The sequence below is a fragment of the Pontibacter locisalis genome, assembly GCF_042684605.1.
GTDB lineage: Bacteria > Bacteroidota > Bacteroidia > Cytophagales > Hymenobacteraceae > Pontibacter > Pontibacter locisalis.
Map to the genome: position 1 here is coordinate 1 of NZ_JBHULU010000007.1, position 25,849 is coordinate 25,849.

20 protein-coding genes and 1 pseudogene are annotated in these 25,849 nt (G+C 43.4%); 7 read left to right on the forward strand and 14 right to left on the reverse strand.

The annotated features are described in order from the left end of the window. The 4 genes and pseudogenes from ACFSRY_RS05535 to ACFSRY_RS05550 form a co-directional block, all read right to left on the reverse strand. Nucleotides 1-137: pseudogene (locus ACFSRY_RS05535) on the reverse strand (IS3 family transposase); the annotation flags it as partial. Between the two features lie 103 nt (nt 138-240). Next, nucleotides 241-897: an OmpA/MotB family protein gene (locus ACFSRY_RS05540; RefSeq protein ID WP_377503881.1), complete on the reverse strand. Its 657-nt coding sequence runs from the start codon at nt 895-897 to the stop codon at nt 241-243. Between the two features lie 302 nt (nt 898-1,199). Beyond that, nucleotides 1,200-1,745 carry a hypothetical protein gene (locus ACFSRY_RS05545; RefSeq protein WP_377503883.1) on the reverse strand — a complete coding sequence of 182 codons (546 nt, stop codon included), beginning with the start codon at nt 1,743-1,745 and terminating at the stop codon, nt 1,200-1,202. A gap of 5 nt (nt 1,746-1,750) precedes the next feature. Next, a complete protein-coding gene (locus ACFSRY_RS05550; protein WP_377503885.1) occupies nt 1,751-2,149 on the reverse strand; it encodes an NUDIX hydrolase in 399 nt (132 codons plus the stop codon). A gap of 197 nt (nt 2,150-2,346) precedes the next feature. Between ACFSRY_RS05550 and ACFSRY_RS05555 the strand changes: the two genes are divergently transcribed. Further along, nucleotides 2,347-3,345, forward strand: a complete 999-nt coding sequence (locus tag ACFSRY_RS05555) for an isoaspartyl peptidase/L-asparaginase family protein (protein ID WP_377503919.1) — start codon at nt 2,347-2,349, stop codon at nt 3,343-3,345. An 83-nt stretch (nt 3,346-3,428) separates the two neighbouring features. Here ACFSRY_RS05555 and ACFSRY_RS05560 read toward each other — a convergent pair whose 3' ends face one another. Continuing rightward, nucleotides 3,429-3,785, reverse strand: coding sequence for a SpoIIAA family protein (locus ACFSRY_RS05560; RefSeq protein ID WP_377503887.1), 357 nt, complete (start codon nt 3,783-3,785; stop codon nt 3,429-3,431). A gap of 66 nt (nt 3,786-3,851) precedes the next feature. Beyond that, complete coding sequence (locus ACFSRY_RS05565; RefSeq protein ID WP_377503889.1) at nt 3,852-4,259, reverse strand: DUF5329 family protein; 408 nt, start codon at nt 4,257-4,259, stop codon at nt 3,852-3,854. A gap of 144 nt (nt 4,260-4,403) precedes the next feature. On the opposite strand from ACFSRY_RS05565, the gene ACFSRY_RS05570 reads away from it, so the two are divergent. Then, complete coding sequence (locus ACFSRY_RS05570) at nt 4,404-6,335, forward strand: hypothetical protein (protein ID WP_377503891.1); 1,932 nt, start codon at nt 4,404-4,406, stop codon at nt 6,333-6,335. A gap of 40 nt (nt 6,336-6,375) precedes the next feature. After that, entirely contained in the window at nt 6,376-6,900 is a 525-nt protein-coding gene (locus tag ACFSRY_RS05575) for a DUF421 domain-containing protein (RefSeq protein WP_377503893.1), read from the forward strand. Between the two features lie 65 nt (nt 6,901-6,965). Here ACFSRY_RS05575 and trxA read toward each other — a convergent pair whose 3' ends face one another. After that, nucleotides 6,966-7,292, reverse strand: a complete 327-nt coding sequence (gene trxA, locus ACFSRY_RS05580; RefSeq protein WP_114783039.1) for a thioredoxin — start codon at nt 7,290-7,292, stop codon at nt 6,966-6,968. A 397-nt stretch (nt 7,293-7,689) separates the two neighbouring features. Between trxA and ACFSRY_RS05585 the strand changes: the two genes are divergently transcribed. Beyond that, on the forward strand, nt 7,690-9,378 hold the full coding sequence (locus tag ACFSRY_RS05585) for a S41 family peptidase (RefSeq protein ID WP_377503895.1): 1,689 nt from the start codon (nt 7,690-7,692) through the stop codon (nt 9,376-9,378). Between the two features lie 112 nt (nt 9,379-9,490). On the opposite strand, the gene dnaE is transcribed toward ACFSRY_RS05585, so the two are convergent. Further along, a complete protein-coding gene (gene dnaE, locus ACFSRY_RS05590) occupies nt 9,491-13,114 on the reverse strand; it encodes a DNA polymerase III subunit alpha (protein ID WP_377503897.1) in 3,624 nt (1,207 codons plus the stop codon). A gap of 202 nt (nt 13,115-13,316) precedes the next feature. Then, the gene (locus ACFSRY_RS05595; protein WP_377503900.1) at nt 13,317-14,396 is read right to left on the reverse strand and encodes a mechanosensitive ion channel family protein; all 1,080 of its coding nucleotides are present in this window, start codon (nt 14,394-14,396) and stop codon (nt 13,317-13,319) included. 202 nt (nt 14,397-14,598) lie between these two features. Here ACFSRY_RS05595 and ACFSRY_RS05600 point away from each other — a divergent pair, with 202 nt between their 5' ends. After that, entirely contained in the window at nt 14,599-15,927 is a 1,329-nt protein-coding gene (locus tag ACFSRY_RS05600; RefSeq protein WP_377503902.1) for an MFS transporter, read from the forward strand. Nucleotides 15,928-15,992: 65 nt separating this feature from the next. On the opposite strand, the gene ACFSRY_RS05605 is transcribed toward ACFSRY_RS05600, so the two are convergent. The 5 genes from ACFSRY_RS05605 to ACFSRY_RS05625 all read right to left on the reverse strand — a co-directional run bounded on the left by ACFSRY_RS05605 (nt 15,993) and on the right by ACFSRY_RS05625 (nt 22,810). Then, the gene (locus ACFSRY_RS05605; protein ID WP_377503904.1) at nt 15,993-18,422 is read right to left on the reverse strand and encodes a LysM peptidoglycan-binding domain-containing protein; all 2,430 of its coding nucleotides are present in this window, start codon (nt 18,420-18,422) and stop codon (nt 15,993-15,995) included. A gap of 301 nt (nt 18,423-18,723) precedes the next feature. After that, complete coding sequence (locus ACFSRY_RS05610) at nt 18,724-19,368, reverse strand: O-methyltransferase (protein ID WP_377503906.1); 645 nt, start codon at nt 19,366-19,368, stop codon at nt 18,724-18,726. A 21-nt stretch (nt 19,369-19,389) separates the two neighbouring features. Beyond that, a complete protein-coding gene (locus tag ACFSRY_RS05615; RefSeq protein ID WP_377503908.1) occupies nt 19,390-20,622 on the reverse strand; it encodes a M16 family metallopeptidase in 1,233 nt (410 codons plus the stop codon). Between the two features lie 70 nt (nt 20,623-20,692). Further along, complete coding sequence (locus tag ACFSRY_RS05620) at nt 20,693-21,349, reverse strand: hypothetical protein (RefSeq protein WP_377503910.1); 657 nt, start codon at nt 21,347-21,349, stop codon at nt 20,693-20,695. Nucleotides 21,350-21,676: 327 nt separating this feature from the next. After that, a complete protein-coding gene (locus ACFSRY_RS05625; RefSeq protein WP_377503912.1) occupies nt 21,677-22,810 on the reverse strand; it encodes a glycosyltransferase family 4 protein in 1,134 nt (377 codons plus the stop codon). A gap of 170 nt (nt 22,811-22,980) precedes the next feature. On the opposite strand from ACFSRY_RS05625, the gene ACFSRY_RS05630 reads away from it, so the two are divergent. Both ACFSRY_RS05630 and ACFSRY_RS05635 read left to right on the forward strand, forming a co-directional pair. After that, complete coding sequence (locus tag ACFSRY_RS05630) at nt 22,981-24,270, forward strand: aminopeptidase P N-terminal domain-containing protein (protein WP_377503914.1); 1,290 nt, start codon at nt 22,981-22,983, stop codon at nt 24,268-24,270. Between the two features lie 754 nt (nt 24,271-25,024). Then, the coding region (locus ACFSRY_RS05635) for a thrombospondin type 3 repeat-containing protein (protein ID WP_377503916.1) at nt 25,025-25,849 on the forward strand (825 nt) is incomplete at its 3' end.

Sequence of the window (25,849 nt, forward strand, 5' to 3'; positions counted from 1 at the left end):
CCCTGGATGCCGTACTTTTTCTGGGCCTGTTTATACGTCAAGTCCCCACTCTCTACCTCAGTTACCACTTGTAGTTTAAAGCCTAAGGAATAATCGCGCTGACTGCGCTTGCTTTTTTTCTCTGCTCCTTTTTCCATAATAGGTTGTTTTAAGTGTCAACCTATTTTAGGACGGGACAAAGGCACAAAAAAAGCCGGTGACTTTTAAATCACCGGCTTTTTTTGTGCTGTTCAGAATAAGTTATGACTGAACCCCCAGAATCTTATATATCTCAGAGAAATCTGGTGTAAGGATGATCTCTGTACGGCGGTTTTTGGCTTTAGACGCTGCAGATCGTCCTGTGTCTACAGGCATATAGAAAGAGCGGCCAGCAGGAGTAATTCTATCAGGAGAAAGGCCTTTGTCTGTCATCATACGGGTGATCTCAGTTGCACGAAGTACGCTTAGATCCCAGTTATCAGTCAGGTATTTCATACCACTTGCAACACTTACATCATCTGTATGACCTTCAACCATTACCTCAACCTGCTGATTGTTTTTTAGAACGTCTACCAGTTGATCAATAGCTTTTTTACCACTAGGGTTAACCTTTGTGCTGCCGGTTGCAAATAGTAGCTTATCAGACATAGAAACGTATACTTTTCCGTTCTTAACATTTACGCTCAGGTCACTTTCATTAAAGCCTTTCAAAGCTGCATTTACCTCATTCTTCAGGTTATCAAGAATTTTCTGCTGCTCATTCATGGCACGCTCCATTTCAGCAAGCTTCTGCTCACGGTCTTTCAGAGAAGCCGTAAGGTCATTTACTTTCTGCTGAGAAGCAGCTTGCTCACGCTCCAACGCCTCTTTGCTTGCTCTTAAATCCTCATACTTCTTAGAAGATACGCATGAGGCCATAAGTGTTGTACACAGCAAAAGAGATAAGGAGGCCTTAAAAAAATTGAATTTCATGGTTGTTAGTTAATTGTTGGTTTACGAATTATTAAGCTTATGTACAGAATTGTATTACAAATATGGTAAAAGATTAAGCTGTATACTACCAAAAAGTGCAAAAAGTCCCTTTGTGAACTGCTTGACTTACGTTTGAACGATCATATGTCAGTAATATTATATTGGTCATATATAATTTTTGTGTAATATTTTAAGTTGTTTATAAGTGCTTTTATAACAGTAGTTTATCATATATGATGGAAAGGGGTTCAGAGGCGGGGCAACTGCCTTAGGCGTGATTGTAAGAACCAAATTCCAATTGGGAGAAACATGATCTGCAAAAGTACTGCCGCATATTCTCCAAATTCAACTATTCTTTGATGTTGTACGCTTACAATACTTCTGGCTGTGAAATACACCATATACAAAAAACAGAAAGTAGCGAAGAGGTGCATGGGGAGTAATAATACAAGCATCCCGAAAGGCAATGTGCCTTCTGTTATACTTTCCCGTACCAAAGCAAAAGTATAAACAAGTAACATAGTGTATAACACAAAATACAGCGCACCAAGATGGAGATAGATTGCACTAATGTTTATCATGGAGGGAAGCCTGCGGTGCATTAGTACTCCAACCTGCCATATCCAGACAGTCAGGAAAATTGTTGGCAGCGCATCTATAGCGGTACTGGCCGCCTCACCTATACTAAATCCTGTTGTAGCCGCGATGCGTGGTAAGGTAAACTGCAACAGGAAGGGGAGTACAAAAATCAGTAAAAAGGCTTGCCAGTGCCTTAAGGATAACAGAAAAGACATAGGCTCTAATCTATCAGGTCCTGTTCTTTTAGCCAATCAAATATGAGCATATCGACCGGCGATACCTTATCACGGTCCTGGTAACGTAACCAGACTACCTCCTCAATCTCTGAACTGGCTGCTATTGTGCCGGAGTAACTACCTGAGTAGCATTGCATTTTTACTTCAATGCCAGCAGCATGTCCGTGTGCCTGCGCCTGAAAAATTCCCAGGAACTTCAATGTTTCAGGAGTTAGCTGTACTGTTAGTTCTTCTTTAATCTCTCTGATAAGAGTCTGTATGTCTGTTTCACCAGACTCACGTTTACCACCCGGTATGTAATAAACATTTTTGCCGTAGCTGCGTGTACTGAGTACTTTTCTTTCCTGTATCTCAATCCAGGCGAGTTTGTCTATTAATGTCATGCCGCTAAGTTAAGTGCTATAACTGAAAGCACCTGCAGGAATCAGGCTATGGTTAAGATTAGAGCTGTGCTGTTCGCTTTATTTCTTCGCACAAAAAAGCTTAACTTTAGTAGCAGCTGTTATGCTGTCAATGCTTTTTAACTATTTAAAATATCTCTTTTGAAATGAAAAGGAATCTGCATTTTTTGCTCCTGTTTATGCTGATAAGCTTTACAGGACTGGCACAGACAAAACCTGATTATAATAAAATAACGCTGGTTATACACGGTGGCGCAGGTACTATAACTCGTGAGAATATGACTCCTGAGAAAGAAAAGGCTTACCGTGAAAAGTTAAATGAGGCTCTTGAAACCGGATACGCCGTGCTCAAAAAAGGTGGTACCAGCCTCGATGCCGTTGAGGCTACAATTAAGGTAATGGAAGACTCACCACTTTTCAATGCTGGTAAGGGAGCAGTATTTACCAATGAAGGGAAGAACGAAATGGATGCTGCCATCATGGATGGTAAAACACTTAATGCGGGTTCTATTGCCAGTGTTACCACTATAAAGAATCCCATAACTGCAGCCCGTGCGGTAATGGAGAAGTCTGAGCATGTGATGATGATTGGTAGTGGTGCAGAAAAATTTGCCAAGATACATGGCATTGAACTGGTAGATCCTTCTTACTTCTACACACAGACCCGCTTTGAGCAGCTTCAGAAGATTAAGGATAAGGAGAAAACCCAGCTAGACCATGACGGTGGTACAGGCAGCAATGAGAACATATTTATAGAAGGTAAAAAATTTGGTACAGTAGGTGCAGTTGCCTTAGATGCTTATGGTAATTTAGCTGCTGCTACCTCTACAGGTGGAATGACAAACAAAAGATATGGACGGGTAGGTGATGCGCCAATAATCGGTGCAGGTACTTATGCTGACAATAACAGCTGTGCAGTATCAGCAACAGGCCACGGTGAATACTTTATCCGGGCTGTTGTAGCCCATGACATAGCAGCTCTTATGAAGTACAAAGGGTATTCAGTTAAGAAAGCAGCCGATGAGGTTGTAATGAAAAAGCTGGTGGATTTCGGAGGAGAAGGTGGTGTAATAGCACTCGACAAGAATGGAAATTTAGCCATGCCTTTCAATTCAGCTGGTATGTACCGGGGCTACATGAAAAACGGGAAAGCACAGGTATCTATCTACAAAGATTAAATATAAGTTTATCTTGTAAAGCAGGAAGAGCGCAGCAGATAACTCTGCTGCGCTCTTCCTGCTTTATAATGACAGTGCCTGCATCAGGAGTTGATCCACTCCCACGCTTGCTGTCTCTGGTTAAAGTCATAGTGTTTTACTTCTGCTGTTGTAAATGGCTTTGCTAGTACAGATATAACATCCGTCCAGGTCTGGTCACCCACAATAGCTACACGTGTAAAGTCTGCAGCATGGGTAAAATCAAATTTTATTTCCTCCCAGAGTGCGGCTAAGGTAAAGGCTTTCACATCGTATATCTCAGCATAGACTCTTATCTTGCCATGTTGCTTAATCCGTTCTTCCAGCAGCGGGAGCATAACTTCATAGTCGCTTTTATCGACATCAACCGAAATTCGAAAGGCCACCAGATCCTCCTTAGATTCTTCCAGCAATTGTATCATAAAAGTAGAAGCTTCAAGTTTATAAAACCCTACGTAATTAACTTGTGGCAGTTGGTTATGAACGTATTAGCTCTTTGTGCTCTCCAGACGCCTTAACTCTTTTGTCAGTACTTCGTTTGTTGTCTTTTCAGTTCCGTCAGCAAAACGCACTAAGTAATCCTGGCCTGTTAATCCTGATCGTGAGGCAAGATCTTCTATAAATTCCTCTGCAGAGCTTATATGGCCTTTATGTTTCTCCCATTTTAACTTTAGATGTTTTGCAGCTTCCTGACAGCTATGCTCGCTTCCGTTCCGGATAAAAGTCGCTCCCTTCATGCTTCGGATAAATTCAATTAAGCGCTCTACTTTCTGACTTTCTGTAAGCTCTGAGGCAGTAGCAGTCTTTGCTATATCTGAGGACCCATGGATGACTTCGGCCTTAACTTGCGGCGCTGCTAGGGCTATTGCAAAAAACAATATTCTATATCTTAACATATCCTATACTTTGTCTGATAATTATTTTATGATTCTACCGTTATTATTAGCAATTTTAATGCACTTATGGTTAGCTAATAACGTTTACCTGTCTCGTTCACGGCTCTTGCTCAGAGCCGCTAATACTTGATTATAACGTAGTTTATGAGGAGAATAGTTTTCTTTTTCTTTCTGCTGCTGCTCAGTCAGCAGGTTTTTGCGCAGCGTAATATTGAAACCCGCTTAGGTTACAGTTACAACGATGACTTTGTTTTTTCAGACGAGTGGCAGTACCTCTCTACTGATATCTACCTCTTTAATGGCAACAAGTTCACTCGGGTATTGAATGAGTTGGAGCGAGGGGTTCCGAAGCGAAAACGGAAAAAGTACGGAAACGCACTGGAGTACTTGTTCATAACTGCACAGCTTAAGAACATGAAGCTGTTTGGCAATGATGCTATAGTGTACCCGCTTTACAACTTCTATATCAACCAGGATAAGAAAGAGTATAAAACGCAGGTAAGCGATTACCTGGAGGTGGTGCGTATCATTGATAAAATGCCTCTGTCTTCCACTCAGAATAGTATAGATGCGGTAATTAATGCCAAGGCTGTTACAAACAACGAGGGAGATCAGGTTTTTAGCCTTGTTGCAAATCAGTTGGTAAACCTTTCCAAACTTACTAACCCGTCAGGGGCTGTACTTTCCTTGGTTGGTGAGTTTGGTAACCTGCTGAACGCGCGTACTACGAAGCGGGAGTATAAGTTTAGTTCCACTATCCGCCTTTATGAAGGGCAGGATTTTGATACCCGATTGCATTCAGTTCGTGTTTACGTTTTTGTTCCCGGCGAAGTGAAGACTGTAACCATAAAGGCTATCAAGCTAACGGATTACCTTTCCAAAAACTCTAACAAGCTTGATCGTAAAAGCCTGGAGGAGTTTATAGGGTATAAAGACTATCCTTATATGGTGGTTGCGAATTATAAGTCGCTCTACAAGATGGATGTACTCACTGGAGATGAAGTTACCCAGGATCTTATCGAGAAGCGGAAGCAAAAGATTCAGAGTGCGTATGAGCAGAAACTGGTGAATGATGAGACATATCGTCAAGAGAAACTTTATGTGGAGTTTCTGCGCGTTTTCGCAGAGATGAAGCAGAACCTGAACATTTACCGTTTGAATTACCGCAACAATAGTCCGGAGGTAAATGCCAAGAATCTGTTCGGAATAATACAGGAGTATAAGCGTCTGAAAAGTACATTTGATGCCCGCGAGAAAGAGTTTGATAAGAACAGCACCTACCAGAATATTTTCAAACCGGAGTATGAGGCTATACTAGGCAATGCTGAGCTTTACCTGGAAGCCGACCATAATCTGAAGAACGGGAAAGTACTGGTAAATACGCTTCGTGAGATGGAGAGTGATCCAAAAGTATGGAACACATCTGAAAAGCGGGAGGCAGCCTTAGCAAGGCTATATGCTGTAGAATTACCTAAACCGGAGTACCTCTCTGCTTCTGTTGAAGGAGAGGCAATTATCAGGCTAATAAAAAAGCTGGAGGACCTGCAGTTTAGCGAAGTTTATGCAAAGGAGATACAAAAACTAAATGAGTTGCAGGCAAACGATGAAACATTGCCGCAGCGCAATACTATACTTGAGAAAGTAACTTCCAGCAAATGCCAGAGCTGCCGCGAAAAAGTGCGCGATGCCATAGCAGAGTATAATAAACGATACGATACCTTTAAGCTAAAGCAAGCCCTAAAGAAGAAGGAGGAGTTGAATCAGGCAGCTGAACAAACTGTTTTCAAGCACCTGAAACGGCAGCTTTGCATCGAAAATAATTTACAGACTGTAGCCTCTTCTACTAACCAGGTGCTGGACCAGTATGTAAGCCGAATGCACGAGAAGAATACTGAGTTCGGCAAAAGTATAAAGGCGTTGGACCTGTTAAACAAACAAGAGCCAGAGCAAGGCAAGTTACTGAAGGTGCAGGAGTATAATGCAAAGCTCCAGAGCCTGATGCAGGAAGTGGAAAATAATTTTGAGGTTCTGTCTAGTCTAGATAAGAGCCTCTGTAACTGTGGTAACGCCGGTTAAGAGTACAACTAAGTCCTGGATACCCCCGTTTCAGCTTTGTATGCTTGAATTTTTAGATACAGCACTTAAGATAATAGATACAGCACTTGGCATAGGGGAGGATTCTCTGAGCTGGTGGCAAATGGCTATAAGAGCTGTTGTAGTTTTTATCGCCGCACTTATTATAGTGAGGTTAGGTAACAAGCGCATCTTTGGGAAAAATACAGCCTTTGATATTGTACTAGGTATCATATATGGCTCTGTATTAAGCCGTGCCATAACAGGTAACTCCCCTTTCTGGCCTACTATTGTAGCTGCCTTTGTTCTTGTGATCCTTCATCGCCTCCTTGCTAAATTAGCCTTTCATGCAGATAATGGGTTTGGCAGGGTAATAAAAGGAGATCCAAAGCTTTTGATTAAAGAAGGAGAACTACAGTTGAAGAAAATGCAGGAGTACAGTGTAACCAAGCATGATCTGGAGGAAGCCATCCGTAATACTGGAAGTGTACCGGATTTCAAAAAGGTAAAGCGGGCCTACATTGAGCGAAGCGGCGATATCAGCATTGTAATGATGGAGGAAGAGTAGAAGTAAAAAAAAGCCTCTCCTGCAATGAAGCAGGAGAGGCTTTTTTTATGATGTCGAGACAAAACTTACGCCATTTGCGCATCCAGTTTCTGAGACAGTACGTTTTTTGGAACAGCGCCTACCTGCTTGTCAACTACTTCCCCGTTTTTGAAAACAAGAAGCGTTGGAATGCTGCGGATGCCAAATTTAGCAGAAGTTTGAGGATTAGCGTCTACGTCAACCTTGCCAATAACGGCTTTGCCTTCATACTCGCCAGCCAGTTCTTCCACAATTGGACCCACCATACGGCATGGTCCGCACCACTCTGCCCAAAAGTCTACCAATACTGGTTTATCTGAATTGATGATTTCATCAAAATTTGCGTCGGTGATCTCGATTGCTTTGTTAGCCATAACTTTAACGTTTTGTTGTGTTAAATCTGTTCTTAAATATAGTAACAATAAAAGGTTAGACAAATACCTGCCCAATCTCTATGAGCCTGACAAGCTGTCTTACTGCCTGAAGCTGTATACTAATAGCTGTAATGATTACTTACGTGGTTTTACTTCTACTAGATATAAGTTATTTGTATAAACAAATGTTGTAAATAAAAGTTTCTGAAGCAAGTCTCGTAAGGAAAATGTGGTGGGGGAGTGAAATTATTTGGAATTGATTATCGGCATAAGACGCAGTAATATGCAATAAACCGAAGAAAAATTATTACGGCAGGCAACCTTAGCTGTATCTATTGAATCTGAGTGTTATACAGTTCATTATTTACTTTGCCTATTCGTACTAATTAATAAAGCTATGAAGTTACTCCAGAATAAATTTGCCGCAGTGCTGGTGCTTGTTTTTATCTTTTTTGGCCAAATCAGTAGTACTGCTACTTCCCTTGATAAGGAAGCTGCTAAAAGAATAGCTACTTTAACTAAGGTTTGGGGCCTGATGAAGTATTACCACTCAAATGTGGCCAACGGTACTATAAACTGGGATTCTGTTTTTGTAGCTTATGTGCCTAAGGTAGTTGCTGCAAGGGGGCAAAAGGAATATCACAGCGTGGTGGATGATCTGTATGCGCAGATTCCTGCTCCTAAATTAGCAATCTCCTATAACTTACCTAAAGCTGATACTATAGTTGAGATATTCTCTGAAAAGGAAATAGCAGCTTATAAGATAAGTAGTAAGCTAAAGCAGCAGCTTATAGACCTTTATGAGCGCCATCTGCCTCTTGAGAGTAAGTACATAACAAATAAGTATAAAGAGTACACGTTAGATCATGTCCGCTTTCTGGAGAACCCCATGGCAGAAGTAGTATACCCTAGTAAGGAAACGCGACTATTGGCATTAGCCAGGTACTGGAACACGATAAACTATTTTTACCCGCACAAGCAGACTATTGGTAAGGACTGGAGTATAGTACTGGAAAAGTATATCCCTGTTTTTAATGAAGCGCAGGATGAGCAAGCATATCACCTGGCGATACAGCGGCTTAACAGGGAATTGAAAGACAGCCACAGCTTTGCCAGCAGTCCTGTCCTAAATGCTATGTGGGGGCCGAACCCTTACTTCCAGGTTAAGCATGTTCAGGGTAAGTTTGTCATTACTAAAATTCTTGTAGATTCTCTTGCCCGGGTACAGGATATACAAGTGGGGGATGCGATTATAGCCATCAACGGAAAACCAGTACAGCAACGGGTAAAAGAACTAAAGCCACTGCTAAGAGGGTCTAATGAAGTGGCTACCTACAGAGACATTGCCGCATACCTGTTAAACGTAGACACCTCTACGGCCGCAACAATCAAAATCAAGCGAGGCAAATCCCACCTTACCAGATCCATCAGCCGCTTACCTTATCAGGAACTGATGAAGCGGGCTAATAAACGTGATGAGAAATTGTGGAAGGAGCTAGAACGCAACATTGTGTACGTTGACTATACCAAAATACAAAATCCTGATACTCTGCCGGCACTTTTTGCGGCTGTAAAAGATGCTCAAACTGTTATACTTGACTTGAGAGGCTATCCAAATTTTAACGTGTACCGTCAGACATTGCCAGCTTTATACGAAAAAGACTTTCATTCTTCCTATACATCCAATGCCCTTGTACATTACCCGGGTTTTTTTAGTGTGAGCAAGAGCATGTATGAGCACACGGATACTTCGGCACTTATACCTTATAAAGGCAATATGATAGTTCTGGTGGATGAATCCACACAGAGCCTGCCGGAGAGTTTTGCTTTGGGGCTAACACAGCGATCTAACACTACAATTATGGGTTCTCAAACAGCTGGCACCACAGGTAATATTACCTGGCTGCCACTACCAGGCGGAGCAAACGTAGCTTTTACAGGTGTTGGAGAACACGGGGTAAATGGCTCTTTTGAGCAGCGAAAAGGAGTGAAAGTAGACAAAGTGGTGAAACCAACAGTAGCAAGTATAGCTTCAGGGAAGGATGCTGTCTTAGATACGGCCGTAAAGGAGGCAAGAAAGGAATAAAGTTAACTGCAGGCTCTGCAAAATGATGCGAACCCTCTAAAAGCAAAAGCCTGATGCTGTACAGCATCAGGCTTTTGCTTTTAGAGGGTTCGCATTTTAACGATTCACTTAGTTAGATAAGTTTACACTCCCCCAACCCTAGATCCTTGATTGATGTCAGGAATAGCTTTGGGTCAATTCTATACTTTCTAGAGTAGGTAGGCAGCGCCAGCTTCTCATCCGGAACATGCAGGGTAATCTCCAGGCGCTTTTGACCTGGACTGGTCACAATAGAATTCTCCAATGCTTCAGCCAAGTTTGGCGTAAAGTGCTGCAGGTTGATATTGAGCTGCACGCCCTGTGCCATTTTGTCCATCACGTCGCCCAGCAACTGGATGTTCTGCGGCTTCAGTTCCCACTGATCTTCGGTTTTATAACGCAGCTGCACCTTGCCCCGAATGAACAAGTATAAGCCCATCTTCAGGTAGGGTGAGAACTTTACATAATCTTCTCCAAATAGCGCCATCTGCATCGAAGTGTCATAATCCTCTATAGTGAACAGAGCAAACGGGTTTCCGTTTTTGGCCGTACGGATCACAACATCGGTAACCATACCTGCCACGTTCACATCGCGGTTTTTATACTCTTCAATTCTATCAAGCGGACATGTACAGTAGGAATCAATCTCCAGCTTAAACTGGTCCAGCGGGTGGCCCGACATGTAGAAGCCTACTACCTCTTTCTCACGGCGAAGCATCTCGGCCTGTGTCCATACGGCTACTTCTGGTATTTTAGGTAGTGGGGCTGCTACAGCGGCACCTCCTCCAAACAGCGACTGCTGCGCGGCCTGTTGCTCTGCCTGATAGCTGTTGCCGTAGCGAACTGCCTTTTCCAGCAAAGGCATACTCTCGCCTTCCGGTATTTCTATCAACTGGGCACGGTGGTACAGCTCCCACGAATCGAAGCAACCGGCCAAAGCCATACTTTCGAACGTTTTCTTATTTACCGCACGCAGGTTAATGCGCTTGGCAAAATCAAAGATATCCTGGTACGGGCCATTTGCCTCGCGCTCCGAAATGATGGCATCCACGGCAGCTTCACCTGTTCCTTTTATGGCGGCCAGGCCAAAACGAATCTGCCCCTGCTCGTTAACGTTGAACTTGAGCAACGATTCGTTCACATCCGGACCAAGTACGGCTACTCCCTGTTTGCGTGCTTCCTCGATAAAAAACGTCACCTTTTTGATGTCGTTCATGTTGTTGGTAAGCACGGCCGCCATGTATTCGGCAGGATAGTGGGCCTTCAGGTAACCCGTCTGGTAAGCTACAACAGAGTAAGCGGCGGAGTGGGAGCGGTTGAAGCCGTACTGGGCAAACTTCTCCATCACATCGAAAACCTCAGAGGCCTTTTTCGCTGGGATCTTATGAATTTCAGCGGCTCCGGCAATGAATTTCTCACGCTCCTCGGCCATCTTCTTCATGTCCTTTTTACCCATGGCGCGGCGCAGCAAGTCGGCACCACCCAGTGAGTAACCGGCCAGAATCTGGGCCGTCTGCATAATCTGCTCCTGGTACACCATGATACCGTAGGAGTAGTTCAGGATAGGTTCCAACAGCTCGTGCGGGTATTCCACTTCCTCTCTACCATGCTTCCGGTTGATGAAGTTCGGGATGAACTGCATTGGGCCCGGACGGTAAAGGGCGTTCATGGCAATCAGGTCTTCAATATTGGTAGGCTGCAGGTCTTTGAGGTACATGCGCATACCTTCCGACTCGAACTGGAATGTACCGATCGTGTCGCCGCGCTGGTAAAGCTGGTATGTTTTCTCGTCGTCTATCGGAATGTTATCTATGTCAATATCAACACCATGGTTCTTTTTGATCAGCTCCATGGCATCCTTGATGATGGTCAGGGTCTTCAGACCCAGGAAGTCCATCTTCAGCATACCCGCACTCTCAATCACCTTACCATCGAACTGCGTTACGAGCAGGTCGGCGTCTTTAGAGGTAGAAACTGGGATGTAGTTCGTGATATCATCCGGAGCAATGATCACACCCGCAGCGTGGATACCCGTGTTACGGACAGAGCCTTCCAGCTTCTCCGCTAGCTTAAGCACGGCGGCACGATGATCTGTACCTTCGCGGATAGCGGCCAGGTCCAGGTTCTCCATAAAGGCTTTGGCCAGTGTAGTTCCCGGGGTGTCCGGCACCATCTTCGCGAGTTCATTGGCTTCGGCAAGTGGGAGAGAGGTAGAACGCGCCACGTCTTTAATGGACGATTTAGCAGCCATGGTACCGAAGGTGATAATCTGGGCTACCTGCGTTTTGCCATACTTCTCCACCACGTAATCGATCACACGCTGGCGGTTCACGTCATCGAAGTCAATATCAATATCGGGCATGGATACACGCTCCGGGTTCAGGAATCGCTCGAAAAGCAGGTTATACTTTATTGGGTCGATGTTGGTAATACCGATGCAGTAGGCTACAGCAGAACCAGCTGCCGAACCACGACCCGGACCCACAAACACGCCCATGTCGCGGCCACGGTTAATAAAGTCCTGCACGATGAGGAAGTAACCTGCAAAACCCATCGTTTCCACAATGCGCAGCTCATAGTCTAGACGTTCCTCTACCTCAGGCGTGATATCAGTGTAACGCTTCTTGGCTCCCTCGTAGGTAAGGTGGCGCAGGTAAGCATCAGGCCCAGCATGCTCTGGCGGAATCGGGAAGTTAGGAAGCAGGATATCGCGCTTCAGCTTCGGAGGCGTGATCTTGTCAACGATATCATTGGTATTGTCCACCGCCTCCGGTACATCCTTGAACAGCTCGTTCATCTCGGCCTGCGTCTTGAAGTAGAACTGGTCGTTCGGAAAACCAAAGCGTGTTTTCGGACCCGCCTCATCAATGCGGTTCAGCATCTGGCGCACACCGGATTGATGGCCATACTTCTGGCGCACGTTCTCCACCGTATCATAGATCACCTTCTGGTCATCCGATAGAAAGCGATAGTATTTTGTAGTGAAGTCACCAACGGGAGTACTCTGATCCTCGCCGGTGTTCACGCACAGCAAAATGTCATGCGCGTTCCAGTCTTCCTGATCCACGTAGTGCGAATCGTTGGTGCAGATAACTTTTACATTATACTTTTTAGCCCACTTCAACAACACCTGGTTGATGTCTTCCTGGCTTTTGCCGGTGCCATCGATGTTCATCAGACCGTGGCGCTGAATCTCAATGTAGTAGTCCTCACCAAACACATCGAGCCACCACTTAAATATTTTCTCAGCCTCTTCCTCCGTTTTCCAAAGTATGGCTTGCGGCACCTCGGCACCAATACAGCAGCTGGTGGCAATCAGTCCTTTGCTATACTTTAGCAGCAGTTCCTTATCAATGCGCGGCCATTTGCTGTACATGCCCTCGATGTAGGACATAGAACAAAGCTTGGCCAGGTTCTGATAACCCTCCTGGTCTTTGGCAAGCAGCAACTGGTGGTGGCGCACGTCTTTTACCTCTTTGCTAAAGGTTTTCTGATGGCGGTCCTTTACCAGGTAAAACTCGCAGCCCACAATCGGCTTCACGTTATACTTGTTGGCTTCGTTCACGAAGTTGAAGGCGGCGAACATGTTACCGTGGTCGGTCATGGCAACGGCGGGCATGCCATCGGCCTGCGCTTTTTTCATGAGCGCGCTGATGCTGGCCTGGCCGTCGAGCAGCGAGTACTGTGTATGCGTGTGTAAATGCGAAAAAACAGGCATTTAGGAGGAATTAGAAATTAAAAATCATGAATTAGAAATGACTACTGTGTTATAGCAAGTCAAATCAAAATAGGCTTTTTCAGGATGTTAAAATTACAGAAAATAGGTTGGCTGCCCAAACCAAAAGCAGCCAATGTGCTAACAAAAAATCAGTGGAAATAGTCACCGCTGCTTCTTTATTCCTTTGGAGTATTTTCAAGCCTTATAGCCTTTGGGCTTTCTTTTCTTCTTCCTGCTGGTTTACAATAAAAAGGGTTCGGGTAGGATAGGCTATATCTACACCCATACTTGCAAATTCCCTGTAAATAGCCAGATTAATGGCCTGTTGGGTGTCCATGTAAAAAGTATAATCAGGCTTCAGTACATAATATACCACCTCAAAGTCTAAGCTGGAGTCGTTGTATGTTTTAAAATGGGCACGATCAAACTCAACCTCCTGCTGGCGCTGTACAATAGACTTTAGCACACCAGGTATACTCTCCAGGTTCTCATAAGAGGTTTGGTAGGTTACACCTATTGTGAAAACGATGCGCCGTCGCTGCATGCGCTTAAAGTTGTGAATGCGTGAACTGGTTAAATCGCTGTTAGCAAACACAAGCTGCTCCCCAGACAGGGTTTTGATTCGGGTGGTTTTAACGCCAATGTGTTCTACAACACCGTTTTTATCATCCACGATCAGGAAATCACCTACCTCAAAAGGTTTATCCAGAAAAATAACGAAGTAGTTGAAAAGGTCACCGAGTATGTTTTGAGCTGCCAGGGCAACGGCTATACCTCCCACACCTAAACCGGCAATTACTGCCGTAAGATCATAGCCCATGTTATCGAGCAAGAACCCAATGCCAATAAACCAGATCACCACGTTTACGATCAAGGAAATAGCACCCAGTTCATTTACTGTGTCTCTGCCCGGGTGTCTCCTCAGTAAATAAGCTCTGATAATGAGGACAATGGTAGAGATCAGGAACCGGATAACCATAATAGTGATGGCTACAGTTACAGCAATCTCTATAATATCTGAGGCTCTATCCGATAGTGTGAGGTAGTTAAGCGCAATGTAAATGATGACAAAGTAAAGAACAGGAATGCCAAACCTGCTAAAGCTTTCTATAAGGTAATTGTCTAGCCGGGTTTCTGTGCTTTCTGTCCATCTTATTAAGCGAAGCAGAATAGCCCGCTTAAAGAACTTGATGATGAGAATACTGATTAAGATGACACCTAGAACTATAATATAGTCTCGGACGGTATTGTGGTAATAAACTCTGTCAAGAATTTCTTCCATTTAAAAATATGTTTGATGAATATTCCTGCTTTTATACAGCTGTTATTAACTAATGTTTTTCATGAGATGGCTCCGATTCTTGAATGCTGCCCCCTGGTAAAGAATATGAGTATTAAGGTGTGTGTTTAAACTATAACTCCTATACTTGGTCCATACGTAAGTAAAAGCCTGTGCCAAAATACGTGCAGAGAACAAAGTAACTATGGCGAAAGTAGCATTGGGTGGTAAATTAAGGGATATGTTCAGGGCCTTGCGCTCTCGTAACTATAAGCTGTTCTTTGTAGGGCAGGGCATTTCTCTGATCGGTACCTGGATGCAGCAAATAGCCTTGAGTTGGTTAGTTTACAGACTTACCGATTCAGTTTTTCTGCTTGGGGCTGTCACCTTCTCCAGCCAGATCCCCACCTTTCTGTTCGGGCCTTTTGCCGGTGTGGCTGCTGATAAATTTGAGCGGAGAAAGGTTCTTTTGGTGACTCAGGTCTTATCAATGTTGCAGGCATCTACCCTGGCAGTACTGGTACTCACCAATACAGTGGAAATCTGGCATATACTGGCTTTAAGCGCGGTGCTCGGAACGATCAACGCCTTTGACATTGCCACCCGACAAGCTTTTGTGATTGAACTGGTAGAGAAACGGGAGGACGTGAGCAATGCCATAGCTTTAAATTCATCTATGTTCAATATGGCAAGGCTGGTAGGGCCTACAGTAGCAGGATTGCTTATTTCGGTTGTAGGAGAGGGAATATGCCTGCTGATTAATGCTGTTAGTTATATTGCTGTTCTGGCCTCTCTGATAATGATGCACCTGAAGCCATTTGAGCGGGTAAAGCAGGAACGAAAAGCGTGGCAATCGCTTAAAGACGGCTTTAAATATGCTTTTGGTTTTCCGCCAATCCGGGCTTTGATTGTGATTGTAGGGCTAGTAAGTCTTTTCGGAATGCCTTTTACTGTGCTGCTGCCGGTTTTTGCCCGTGATATTCTTCAGGGAGGTGCAAATACACTGGGTTACTTAATGGGAGCTTCAGGATTTGGAGCCTTAGGAGGAGCCATGTTCCTGGCGCAGCGTAAATCAGTTGTAGGGCTAGGGAAGGTGATTATATATTGCATGCTTCTCTTTGGCTTCGCTTTAATGGCTTTTTCTTTTTCCGAGATTTTCCTGCTGTCCCTTGTGCTTATGTTGTTCAGTGGTTTTGGTATGATTGTGACGATGGCCTCCTGTAACACGCTGTTGCAAACCATTGTGGAAGATGATAAGCGAGGACGTGTAATGAGCCTGTATGCTACTGCCTTTATGGGAATGGCGCCAATAGGAAGCATGCTGGCGGGTTCTGTGGCAGAACATATTGGAGTAGCTTATACCTTGTTGGGTTGTGGCTTTTTGTGTACCATAAGTGTAATTCCTTTTGCAGTTAACCGGCCAAAGCTCCGACAGATGGTACAGCCTATTTATGAGCGTTTAGGAATTGCTCCGGAAATTGCTACCGGCTTACAATCGGCCTCGAACTTAACCAGTCCACCAGAAGATCGGTAAGGAACTGAGATAAAAAAAGAGCCGTCTGTTTTAGCCGGCTCTCTTTTTTTATCTGTAGCTTTAATCTATTTCTTTTTTACCAGTAGCTTCTCGCCAATACTTACAGAAAAGTCAGACTTATTATTCCACTCCATGATGTCTTTGATGGTAACGCCATACCTGCGGGAGATCTGGTACATGCTTTCGCCGGCTGCTACTGTGTGGTACATTGCCCCTGTAGTAGATGTCCCTGTAGTAGAACTGCTGCTTACTTTCTCTTCTTCAACATTTACAGACGTGGTTGTTCCGGCAGGTGCCTGAACTCTTAGTTCCTGACCTAGTCTAATATTGTTGTCCGAAAGGTTATTCCAGGTTCGCAGCTTCTCCAAAGAAACGTTATATGTTTTAGATATCTGGTAAAGTGTTTCGCCTGAAACTACAGTGTGATATTCCTTGTTGGTCCGAGTTATAACTTCTGTTTCTGAACCAGCTGTAGGCGTGGTTAATGGTTCTGCTATTAACAGTTCCTGGCCAAGCTTTAGCGGTTCATCACCAAGGCCATTCCATTTTGTAAGATCATTTACGGTAACCGCGTACATTCTGGAGATAGCATACAGTGTTTCGCCCTGCTTTACAATATGTCTTGTTGCGTTTGCCTGTGGCTCAGCAGCAGTGATTGCTTTTGTGTTAGAGATAACTTCTTTTACTTCAGATGTAGCCTTAGAAGATTCCGCTTTTGATATATCCGAGGATCCTTTAGCTACTACAATCTTTTTAGAAGGTTCTGTCTCTTTTTTGATAACAGCTTCCTCCTTTGCCGGTTCAGCAATTAGCTCAACTTCAGTCTCTTCTTCTGCGACAGCCTTTGGCTTCTCAGCTAATTTTTCTTTGGCTGCTTCTGGTTTAACTACTTCTGAAGACTCTGTTGCAGCAGCTTTTTCTTTGGTAGCAGCAGGATATAATGCCGGCTTAGCATTCTGCTCAGTTACAACAGCTTCCGTAGTAGCTGCTTCTGTTTTAGAAACTTTTACAGTTTCCTCATTAGTAGCCACGGCAGCTGATGGCTGATGAGTGGCAGGTGAAGCTGGTTCCTGCACTACAGCATCAGAAGATAAGTTTTCTATAGGTTCTTTCTTGAAGCGCTTGAAACTATTGATAAAGCGCGTTACGATGTTCTCTTTCGGACCTGTCTCAACCGCATCTGCAGGCTTCTCAATTGTCTCTGTCGCCTTATTCTTAGCTGGTGCCAAAGCAACAGTGTTTTGCTTTTGACTTAAATCGCGGATTTCCACGGGTGTACTTCCTGGGCGTCGCTTCTGCAGCCATAGTACGCGACCTGGAACTGGTACCTCCGTACGGCTCATTCTGTTCTTAAAGAGCAGGTAATTTAAGCGAATACCATAGTGCTGAGAAATCATTTGCATTGTCTCGCCTGGCTGAACAATGTGGTATTCTTTTTCAGCAGTTATATTCTTTTTCTCAATATAATAAGCTGATCCGGCAACAATTGGATCAAAATTGTGCAGGTCGTTGTAACGGAGAAACTTGCGTGTAGAAATGCCAGCCTGTAGTGCTAATTTATCCTTTGAGTCATTTGGGCGGGCAACTAGCGCATTCAGCCCATTGCGTTTTACCATAACTGCCGCAGCCATTTGAGAACTAGCAGCTATAGGAGAAGCTTTTTCATCTTTAGATGCTAATAATCCTCTGTCGGTGTTACGTACTGGCACCAAAATGTAGTAATCCTTATCTGAAGGAATGGAGTTTCCTAACAACCATTTGTTATACTTTTCCAGTTCAGCATAATCCGTTTTGGTTGAGATGGCGATTTCTGTGAGGCTTTGGCCTGGCTTTGCCCGCATCTCCTGGAGAGAAACGACAGGCTTGTTCTTACCAACAAAATTGTCATAAGCGATTTTGTGCGCCAGGAAAGTAATGACATAAGGGTGAGATTTGTCGTTTATGTCCATCTTCTTTGAACCCTTGTCTGACGGACTGGAGTACGTTTTCACTCCTGTATAGCCTAAATAGTATGACAGAAGAGAGGTAAACCAGTTGTCGTAATTGCTGTTGCTGCGCTTAAAATACTTTGCGGCTCCACGGCTGGCCTCTATAATGTGACGACGCTCATCCACCACATTATCCATGCGCAGGTTGAAGTCCATGGCTGCCTCCTTTTTAAATTGCCAGTAACCCACAGCGTTAGACGTAGAAACAGCATCCCCGATCAGACCACTTTCCTGTAATGCCAGGTATTTGAAATCGTCTGGCACCCCTTCCTCCTTGAAAACACGCTCAATAATGGGGAAGTAAGCGTCTGCCAGATCTACTTTCTTCTGAAAGTATACTTGGTTCCGGTGCAGAGCATCCACTTTCTTTTGAATCTCTTGCTGTGCCTCATCAGAGATTCTTAAATGAACATCCGCGAAATAGACATTTTTTGGAACAGTAACGTTCTGTGCCAGTGTAAGCAGTGGCAAAAGCAGTAAAACGAGAAGGGGTAGCTGTTTTCTCATACAGGTAAATAAGTAGTTGTACTTTGGCTAAATTTTTCTCATTAGCCTCTACTGACAGTTGAATCAGTAAGAGGTAATTATCTCTGCTTTAATATATTCAGAAAATAATATAGAGTGTACAAAATTACTCGATTTTATCTCTCATTATAAATTAAGAACGAAGTATTTTCAGCTAAATTTTTTGAAGGAATGAGTAATTAGCTGTGGCTGTAGATTATAATCTCTTTTGGCGCAGCCAAGGTATAAAAATGGCGACAGCACCTCTGCTACTGTCGCCATTTTTATCTGAATAGGGATTAAGCTACTTCTTTCGAGCTACCATAAGTCCATCACGGATAGGTAATAGGATATTTTCTACCCGCTCATCATCATGCACTTTCTTATTGAAGGCAAGTAAAGACGCTGTGTCTTCGTCGAGCTTTTTTCGGTACTTTTCCAGAACTTTTCCACTCCAAAGGACATTGTCCGCAATAATATATCCTCCGGGTGCCATACGGTCTATCACCATATCATAGTAGTTCGCATTATTGATCTTGTCGGCATCAATAAATACTAAGTCAAATACAGCATCTATGGTCGGAATTATATCAAGAGCGTTTCCTATGTAATACCTTATACTGTCAGTTAAACCTGCTTCAGCAAAATAACCACGTACTCTATCTTCCAGTTCTTCGTTCTTGTCGATGGTATACAAAATACCGCCAGGTTGTAAGCCTTCCGCCAGGCAAAGTGCAGAATAACCGGTGTAAGTCCCAACTTCCAGGATCTGCTTTGGCTTGATCATATGAGAGAACATCGCTAATAACCTTCCCTGCATATGCCCTGACAGCATCCTTGGTTTCATTACCTCAAGGTGGGTTTGCCGGTTTACCTTGTGTAGCAATTCACTTTCCGAGGATGTATGTTCCTCTGCATAGCGTTGCAGATCCTCATCTATAAATTCCATACTATAAAATTCATTTATTGACTAAGCTGGTACGTAGTTCAGGAAACTGAGCTGTTCCTCGCGTAGTACATCATTTGCTATATCTACCAGGTCACCGGCTTTTATACTTTTTATCTTTTCGAAAATCTCGTTGAGAGATTCTACTTTGCCTTGGTCCAGGATACTTTTGCCGATCATCATCATCAAGCCCATGTTGCTTTCCTCCGCCATTGCTAACTGGCCCATAAGCTGTTCTTTGGCTGTATGCAGCTGCAGAGATCCAAGAGGCTTTTCACGTAGCTTTTTTAGCTCCTTAAGTACAAGGGATGTGGTGCGCTTCAACTGCTTCTTTTCAGTTCCGAAGTATATCGAAAGCAAGCCGGTATCCAGATAAGTGGCATAGTTGGCATCAATCGTATAAACCAAACCATGCTTTTCACGCACGGCAAGATTTAAACGTGAGTTCATGCCCGGGCCTCCTAGCAGGTTTACCAACATGAAAAAAGGGATGCGTCTATCGTCAGAAAGAGCATAGGCCGGACAGCCTATGACGCAATGCGCCTGTGAAATCGGTTTTTCTATGGTTATCACCTTAGGTTGATAGTTGACGAAAGGCGTACGATCCCTTTGCTTATTTATCGAAGGAACATCCTTGAGATACTTTTCAGCTAATTTCACCACTTTCTCGAACGGCAGGTTGCTTACCGAGCAGAAAAGTAAAGAATCATTGCTCAGGTTGCGTTTGATAAAGTTCAGGAAATCCTGCTTAGAAAAGCTCGAGACACTCTCCTTTGTTCCCAGAATATTGTTCCCAAGTGGGTGACCGTCGAAAACAACGGCATCAAACTCATCAACGATGGCTTCTTCAGGAGTATCCAGGTACATGGCCATCTCCTCCAGTATCACCCCACGTTCTTTTTCAATTTCCTTTTCCGGAAATATGGAGTGAAAAGTAATGTCGGTGAGGAGCTCGAAAGATTTTTCAAAATGCTTATCAAGAACAGAACTGTAAAAGCATATTTTTTCTTTTGTGGTATAGGCATTAAGTTCGCCACCCACAGACTCTAACCTGTTAAGAATGTGGAAAGACTTACGTTTTAGAGTGCCTTTGAAAGCCATGTGCTCCCAAAAATGAGCAAGGCCCTGTTGTTCCGGAAGTTCATCTCGGCTGCCGATATCCATAATAAACCCACTGTGGGCTATTTTGGTGTGCAGCACCTGCTTATGAACTACTCTTATTCCGTTTGATAAAGTATGAATTTGGTATTCAGGCATTCAATGTCTAATTAGCCTGCAAAGGTACGGGAAAGAGTAAAGAGTTAAAAGCCAGTTGATACGTATAGAGTTATTTACTCAGGTTGCGGCCTCCTACATTTATGACAAAGCCCAGCGAGAATACTGAATAGGCTGCAGTAAGAGAATCCCGGTTTTTCAGGCCAATCGTTGTGCCGCTGGTATACTGGAGCTGAACCGATGGGTTTAGCGTGAGGCGGGTGTAAAAGATGGGTTCAAGGAAAATATTGTCCTCTTCCTGGCCAGCAACATTGTTCAATGTGTAGTCATGCATATTTACGTAGCTGGCCCTTAAGGCAGTTCCGTAGTTGAGTGGGAATTCTCTACCCAGCAGCTTCAGCGATTCTTTACGCTTTGAGCTAAAGTTTACCTGCACAAAATACTTATTGAAGTTTGCTTCGTGTCTTTCATAGGTTATAATACCTGTTTCCTTATTTTCTTCCTTGTCAGTACGATCGCTGCTGCCGCTTCCAAAGCCACCATAAATCTCTAAAACGCGGTTGCTGTTGGGGCCGAAAGTAGTAAAGTAACCTCCGCCGGCCTCTAGCTGGTTGTAGCGCATGTCTCTTTTTCTGCGCTCGCTGCTCAGCATAGATCCATTTAGCATGACAGCAAAGTGGTCTGACACAGCATAGGCAGTATTAAAGGTGATGTTGCCTTTCAGAGTGGCATGCCCTCCTGCACTTAATTCGCCTTTTTTTGTAAACATGGGCACATTAGGGACAGCGGGCATATACATAGAAGTTCCGCAGCCAGTTAGCAGAAACAAAAGAATTAAAGATGAAAAAAGGAGTGGCTGAGTAAAATTTCTCATGTAAGGGGGTAAATGTAAGCTATAAATTAAAATTCAGGTACACAGTTGGATTACACAGAGCTGAGTCAATTGTGCTGCCATGGCGAAAACGCTCTAAACACATAGATTATTCTGCTCTATAAAGGTAAAATCATTTTAGTAGTTGGCAGTAGTTCAGATGAAATAATTAGTGAAAGTATCTGATGCGCCTGTAACTAAAAGCAACAATAGTCTTTATAGACCCTAAGCCTGAGATACACGCTGATAAAGCTGATGAAGCTGGACAATGGTGCGCTCTGGTCTGAATTGAAGTGCGTGTTCATAACCCTTCTGTATCATTTCCTCACGTAAGGTAGAGTCATTGTCTAGCTTTCGGATAGCACTTGCCAACGTTGAAACCTGCTCGTGCTCTACCGGAACATATAGAGCTGCGTCACCTCCTGCTTCCTGAAAGCAGGAGCCTGTTGAAGTAATCACTGGTACTCCACTGTTAAGGGCCTCTAGAATAGGAATGCCAAATCCTTCAAAAACAGAAGGATAAGCGAAAGTGTGAGCCATCTGGTATATGGCCGGTAACTCCTCGAACTGGATGTATGGCAGCAGGTGTACTTTTTCCTGAAGCTTTTCCTGCTCAATGTATTCTTTTAGCTGCTGAGTATAGTTTGTTTGTCGCCCTACCAGCACCAGGTCCAACTCTGTTCCGGATAGGTGCCATGCTTTGAGTAAGTTAAGTTGATTTTTGCGTGGCTCATGCGTGCCTACAGAAAGGAGGTAGTTTTCCGGTAGCTGATATTTTTTCCGCACCACTTCTTTTACTGCACTGTCAGCGGCTTTGTGAAAGGAGGAGTCGCAGTCCTGGTAAATAACCTCTATCTTAACTGGATCAATTTTGAAAAAAGAAACAATATCTTGCTTAGTCTGTTCGCTAATAGCAATTATTTGGTCTGCCTCTTCGCAAGCTCTTCTAAATTTATATTGATAAATAGCGCGATCCAGAGGCTTGTATAGTTCGGGGAAGCGAAGAAATATTAAATCGTGAATGGTGACAACAGCTTTGGTGCCGCTTTTACGAATGTTAACAGGTAGCTCGTTACTTAAACCATGGTAAATGTTTAGCCGGTCTTTTTGTATGAGCGAAGTTAATTTGAAAGTGCGCCACAGAGATGCTATTTTTTTTTGCCATCCTGATGGCTGTGCCACCTTTACGTTACCGTTCTTTGGATAAAAATGATTGAAAAGGTCTTTCTTGTGTGGTGTGTATAGTAGGTATTTGTTGTCTGGGTAAAATTGTATCAAAGAGGAAATCACAAAACGGCTATAGTTCCCTAATCCTGATGTATTGGTGAAGGCACGTTTGGCATCAAATCCTATGCGCATGGTAGCAGATTGAAGTTGGGATGTAAAATTACAAATAGTTTTTTCAATAGTTAATGCTTTGAATTTACCCACTTCTGCGCAATTGAATCAGGAGTTTGTTCGAGGCGCTCTTTATTCTTATTATTAGGTCTCTAAATCTATATGCGAATCATCTTGCTCAAAATAAGACTATGAAACATATGCCTATCACTAATGAACTGTTTGCGCAAAACCGGCACAATCTGGCAAAGCATTTAAAGCCTTCTTCGCTTGCAGTTCTTCACTCTAATGATGTAATGCCAACAAATGCAGATGGTACAATGCCTTTCCGGCAAAATAGCGATCTGTTCTATTTGTCTGGTATTGATCAGGAAGAAAGTGTTTTGCTACTCTTTCCCGACGCCAGAAACCCAAAGATGAAGGAAGTTCTCTTTATCCGGGAAACAAATGAGCACATCCTTGTTTGGGAGGGGTACAAATTAACAAAGGAGCAGGCACAAGAGACTTCTGGTATTAGAACTGTATTCTGGACACATGAGTTTGAGAGCGTTCTAAACACATTGATAGCTGAGGCGGAACATGTGTACCTGAATTCAAATGAGCATATTCGTGCAGTGGTAGAGGTAGAAACTCGTGATGCCCGTTTTATCAAATGTATGAAGGTGCGTTACCCGCTTCATCAATATATAAGATTAGCTCCCATAATGCACCACCTTAGAGCGGTGAAGTCCGACGCTGAGATTGCCCTTATGCGTCAAGCCTGCCAAATAACAGAAAGAACTTTTCTTAGGGTCCTTAAGTTCATTAAACCTGGGGTCATGGAGTACGAAGTTGAGGCGGAACTCTACCATGAATTCTTAAGAAATCGTTCAAAAGGACCTGCCTACCAGCCCATAATAGCTTCCGGTGCTAACGCCTGTATTCTGCATTATGTTGATAATAATAATGAGTGCAAGGATGGTGAGCTAGTTCTAATGGACTTTGGTGCAGAATACGCAAATTATGCCTCAGATCTGACACGTACCGTACCAGTTAATGGTAAGTTCACAAAACGTCAGCGAGATGTTTATGAGTCAGTTCTTCGGGTAATGAAAGCTGCAACACAGATGTTGGTGCCAGGGAATACGCTAGACCAATATCATTCTTTTGTTGGCACTGTAATGGAAAATGAGCTAATCAGACTTGAGCTGTTAAATGAGAGTGATGTGCGCAATCAGGACCCGAAGAAGCCATTGTACAAAAAGTATTTTATGCACGGTACTTCGCATCACTTAGGCCTTGATGTGCATGATGTGGGAGATAAATACAGGGCATTCGAACCTGGAATGGTGTTTACATGTGAGCCAGGTATATATATAAGAGAAGAGGGGATTGGTATCCGTTTGGAAAACGATATTCTGGTAACAAAAAGCTCACCTGTTGATTTGATGGAAAATATTCCCCTAGAAGTTGAGGACATTGAAAACCTGATGCAACAGTAAGACAAGGTGGAGTATAGGAGGAAGATAGTTTAATCGCACTACTTCCTTTATTTTTCCCTTTCCTGATTATTTTGAACCTTTGTTCGGTCAGTTGTTAAACTCAAAGGTGCTGTTTAAATTAGTTCAGGTACAGCCGAGGCGCAATTTGTTTAGGTAGCCTGGCCAGTATCTGAATTTATAGAAGTGTACTTGAACCAATAAGGACTGAGGAAGAAATAAAAAGATAATAATAAAAGTGGGGAGTTATCATATTTATGCAGAACTGCACCTTTACCTATTGTGATTAACTTTAAACTATTCTTTAATTATGCACTTTACTATGAGCGCCTTACTAGTTGATCCAACTAAATTTGTCCCTTCCTTAACTTCAAAAGTAGACCTTTAGGCGTAATCCTAACAGAATTTCTTGAACGTTCTACCACAATTGGTCGTATGTTGTACCTGCATTGTTCAAAATGCTAGGACTAGTATATAGAGAAGTAATATTTTGGCAACTTAAATAGGGATGACCATTATTTAAGTCTGAAATTTTTGGTAATATATACTAATGTTAATATGTTTGTTAAATTTGCTGCAGGTTTAGAAAATAGCAGCTTTATTAGTGCAATAGGTGCTGGTTTTTTGCTGCCATCTTATAACTAATAAATAAAATTATGTTTGATATAAGGTTCTTTATATATAAAGAAATTATATATCTTGCAAACTAGATTTGGACATGCTCGTATTGTCATATATAAATATATTCTTTAGAATTATGCGAACAAGAATTACAAAACTATGTAAAACTGCGTTTGTGCTGGTTTTCTTGCTGTCGGCAAGTACAAGCTTACTAGCGCAGACTTCGGATCGACCGAATAACATACAGCTGTATGGTACGGCTCTTTCTTATAATGGAGATCTGGGGAGCCAGTTCTGGGAAAGTACAGAAAAGGGAGGTGGTATTACCTATAACCGTTTTCTGAGCCCTTCTTTTGATGCTAGTTTAGATTTTGCTTACAACACAACTCAAAGGACTTTTCAGGAATGGCAAAAGTTTGAAGGGCCAGTTCCTACTCTTATGCTTGGAGTAAAGCTAAAGATGTATGGTACTATTCTAAAAGAAGATGCCTTAATAGGACCTTACTTGGTTGCTAAGGTAGGTGGTATGTATGTAAATACAGATGGAAGATATGGCACTACGTCTGCAGCAGCAACAGACTTCGAAGAGAGTACTGTTACAGCTGCGGCTGCCGGTGGAGCTGGTATTCGCTTCCGTATTACCGATGCAATAAGCCTGTTTGGTGAAACAACCTATATCTTAACTGGAAACGACATGGTAGATGGCGTTTCCGGCGGTGACAACGACCGCTTCCTGGAGCACAGAGGCGGTATCGGTATAAACCTAGGTAAGTCTAAGGACACGGACATGGACGGCGTTCCGGACAGGAGGGACAAGTGCCCGGACACGCCTACGGGCGTGCAGGTGGACAAGGAGGGCTGCCCGGTTGACACGGACGGCGACGGCGTGGCCGACTACCAGGACGAGTGCCCGACCGAGGCTGGCGTGGCCAACCTGAAGGGCTGCCCTGACAGGGACAAC

Excerpts from the sequence above, each read along its gene's own strand:
- ACFSRY_RS05615 (WP_377503908.1), bottom strand. The coding sequence starts at position 20,622 with ATGCCTGAATACCAAATTCATACTTTATCAAACGGAATAAGAGTAGTT.
- ACFSRY_RS05600 (WP_377503902.1), top strand. The coding sequence starts at position 14,599 with ATGGCGAAAGTAGCATTGGGTGGTAAATTAAGGGATATGTTCAGGGCC.
- ACFSRY_RS05545 (WP_377503883.1), bottom strand. The coding sequence starts at position 1,745 with ATGTCTTTTCTGTTATCCTTAAGGCACTGGCAAGCCTTTTTACTGATT.
- ACFSRY_RS05620 (WP_377503910.1), bottom strand. The coding sequence starts at position 21,349 with ATGTTTACAAAAAAAGGCGAATTAAGTGCAGGAGGGCATGCCACTCTG.
- ACFSRY_RS05585 (WP_377503895.1), top strand. The coding sequence starts at position 7,690 with ATGAAGTTACTCCAGAATAAATTTGCCGCAGTGCTGGTGCTTGTTTTT.
- ACFSRY_RS05555 (WP_377503919.1), top strand. The coding sequence starts at position 2,347 with ATGCTGATAAGCTTTACAGGACTGGCACAGACAAAACCTGATTATAAT.
- ACFSRY_RS05595 (WP_377503900.1), bottom strand. The coding sequence starts at position 14,396 with ATGGAAGAAATTCTTGACAGAGTTTATTACCACAATACCGTCCGAGAC.
- ACFSRY_RS05610 (WP_377503906.1), bottom strand. The coding sequence starts at position 19,368 with ATGGAATTTATAGATGAGGATCTGCAACGCTATGCAGAGGAACATACA.
- ACFSRY_RS05550 (WP_377503885.1), bottom strand. The coding sequence starts at position 2,149 with ATGACATTAATAGACAAACTCGCCTGGATTGAGATACAGGAAAGAAAA.
- ACFSRY_RS05630 (WP_377503914.1), top strand. The coding sequence starts at position 22,981 with ATGAAACATATGCCTATCACTAATGAACTGTTTGCGCAAAACCGGCAC.
- ACFSRY_RS05605 (WP_377503904.1), bottom strand. The coding sequence starts at position 18,422 with ATGAGAAAACAGCTACCCCTTCTCGTTTTACTGCTTTTGCCACTGCTT.
- ACFSRY_RS05625 (WP_377503912.1), bottom strand. The coding sequence starts at position 22,810 with ATGCGCATAGGATTTGATGCCAAACGTGCCTTCACCAATACATCAGGA.
- dnaE (WP_377503897.1), bottom strand. The coding sequence starts at position 13,114 with ATGCCTGTTTTTTCGCATTTACACACGCATACACAGTACTCGCTGCTC.
- ACFSRY_RS05560 (WP_377503887.1), bottom strand. The coding sequence starts at position 3,785 with ATGATACAATTGCTGGAAGAATCTAAGGAGGATCTGGTGGCCTTTCGA.
- ACFSRY_RS05570 (WP_377503891.1), top strand. The coding sequence starts at position 4,404 with ATGAGGAGAATAGTTTTCTTTTTCTTTCTGCTGCTGCTCAGTCAGCAG.
- ACFSRY_RS05540 (WP_377503881.1), bottom strand. The coding sequence starts at position 897 with ATGGCCTCATGCGTATCTTCTAAGAAGTATGAGGATTTAAGAGCAAGC.
- ACFSRY_RS05575 (WP_377503893.1), top strand. The coding sequence starts at position 6,376 with ATGCTTGAATTTTTAGATACAGCACTTAAGATAATAGATACAGCACTT.
- trxA (WP_114783039.1), bottom strand. The coding sequence starts at position 7,292 with ATGGCTAACAAAGCAATCGAGATCACCGACGCAAATTTTGATGAAATC.
- ACFSRY_RS05565 (WP_377503889.1), bottom strand. The coding sequence starts at position 4,259 with ATGTTAAGATATAGAATATTGTTTTTTGCAATAGCCCTAGCAGCGCCG.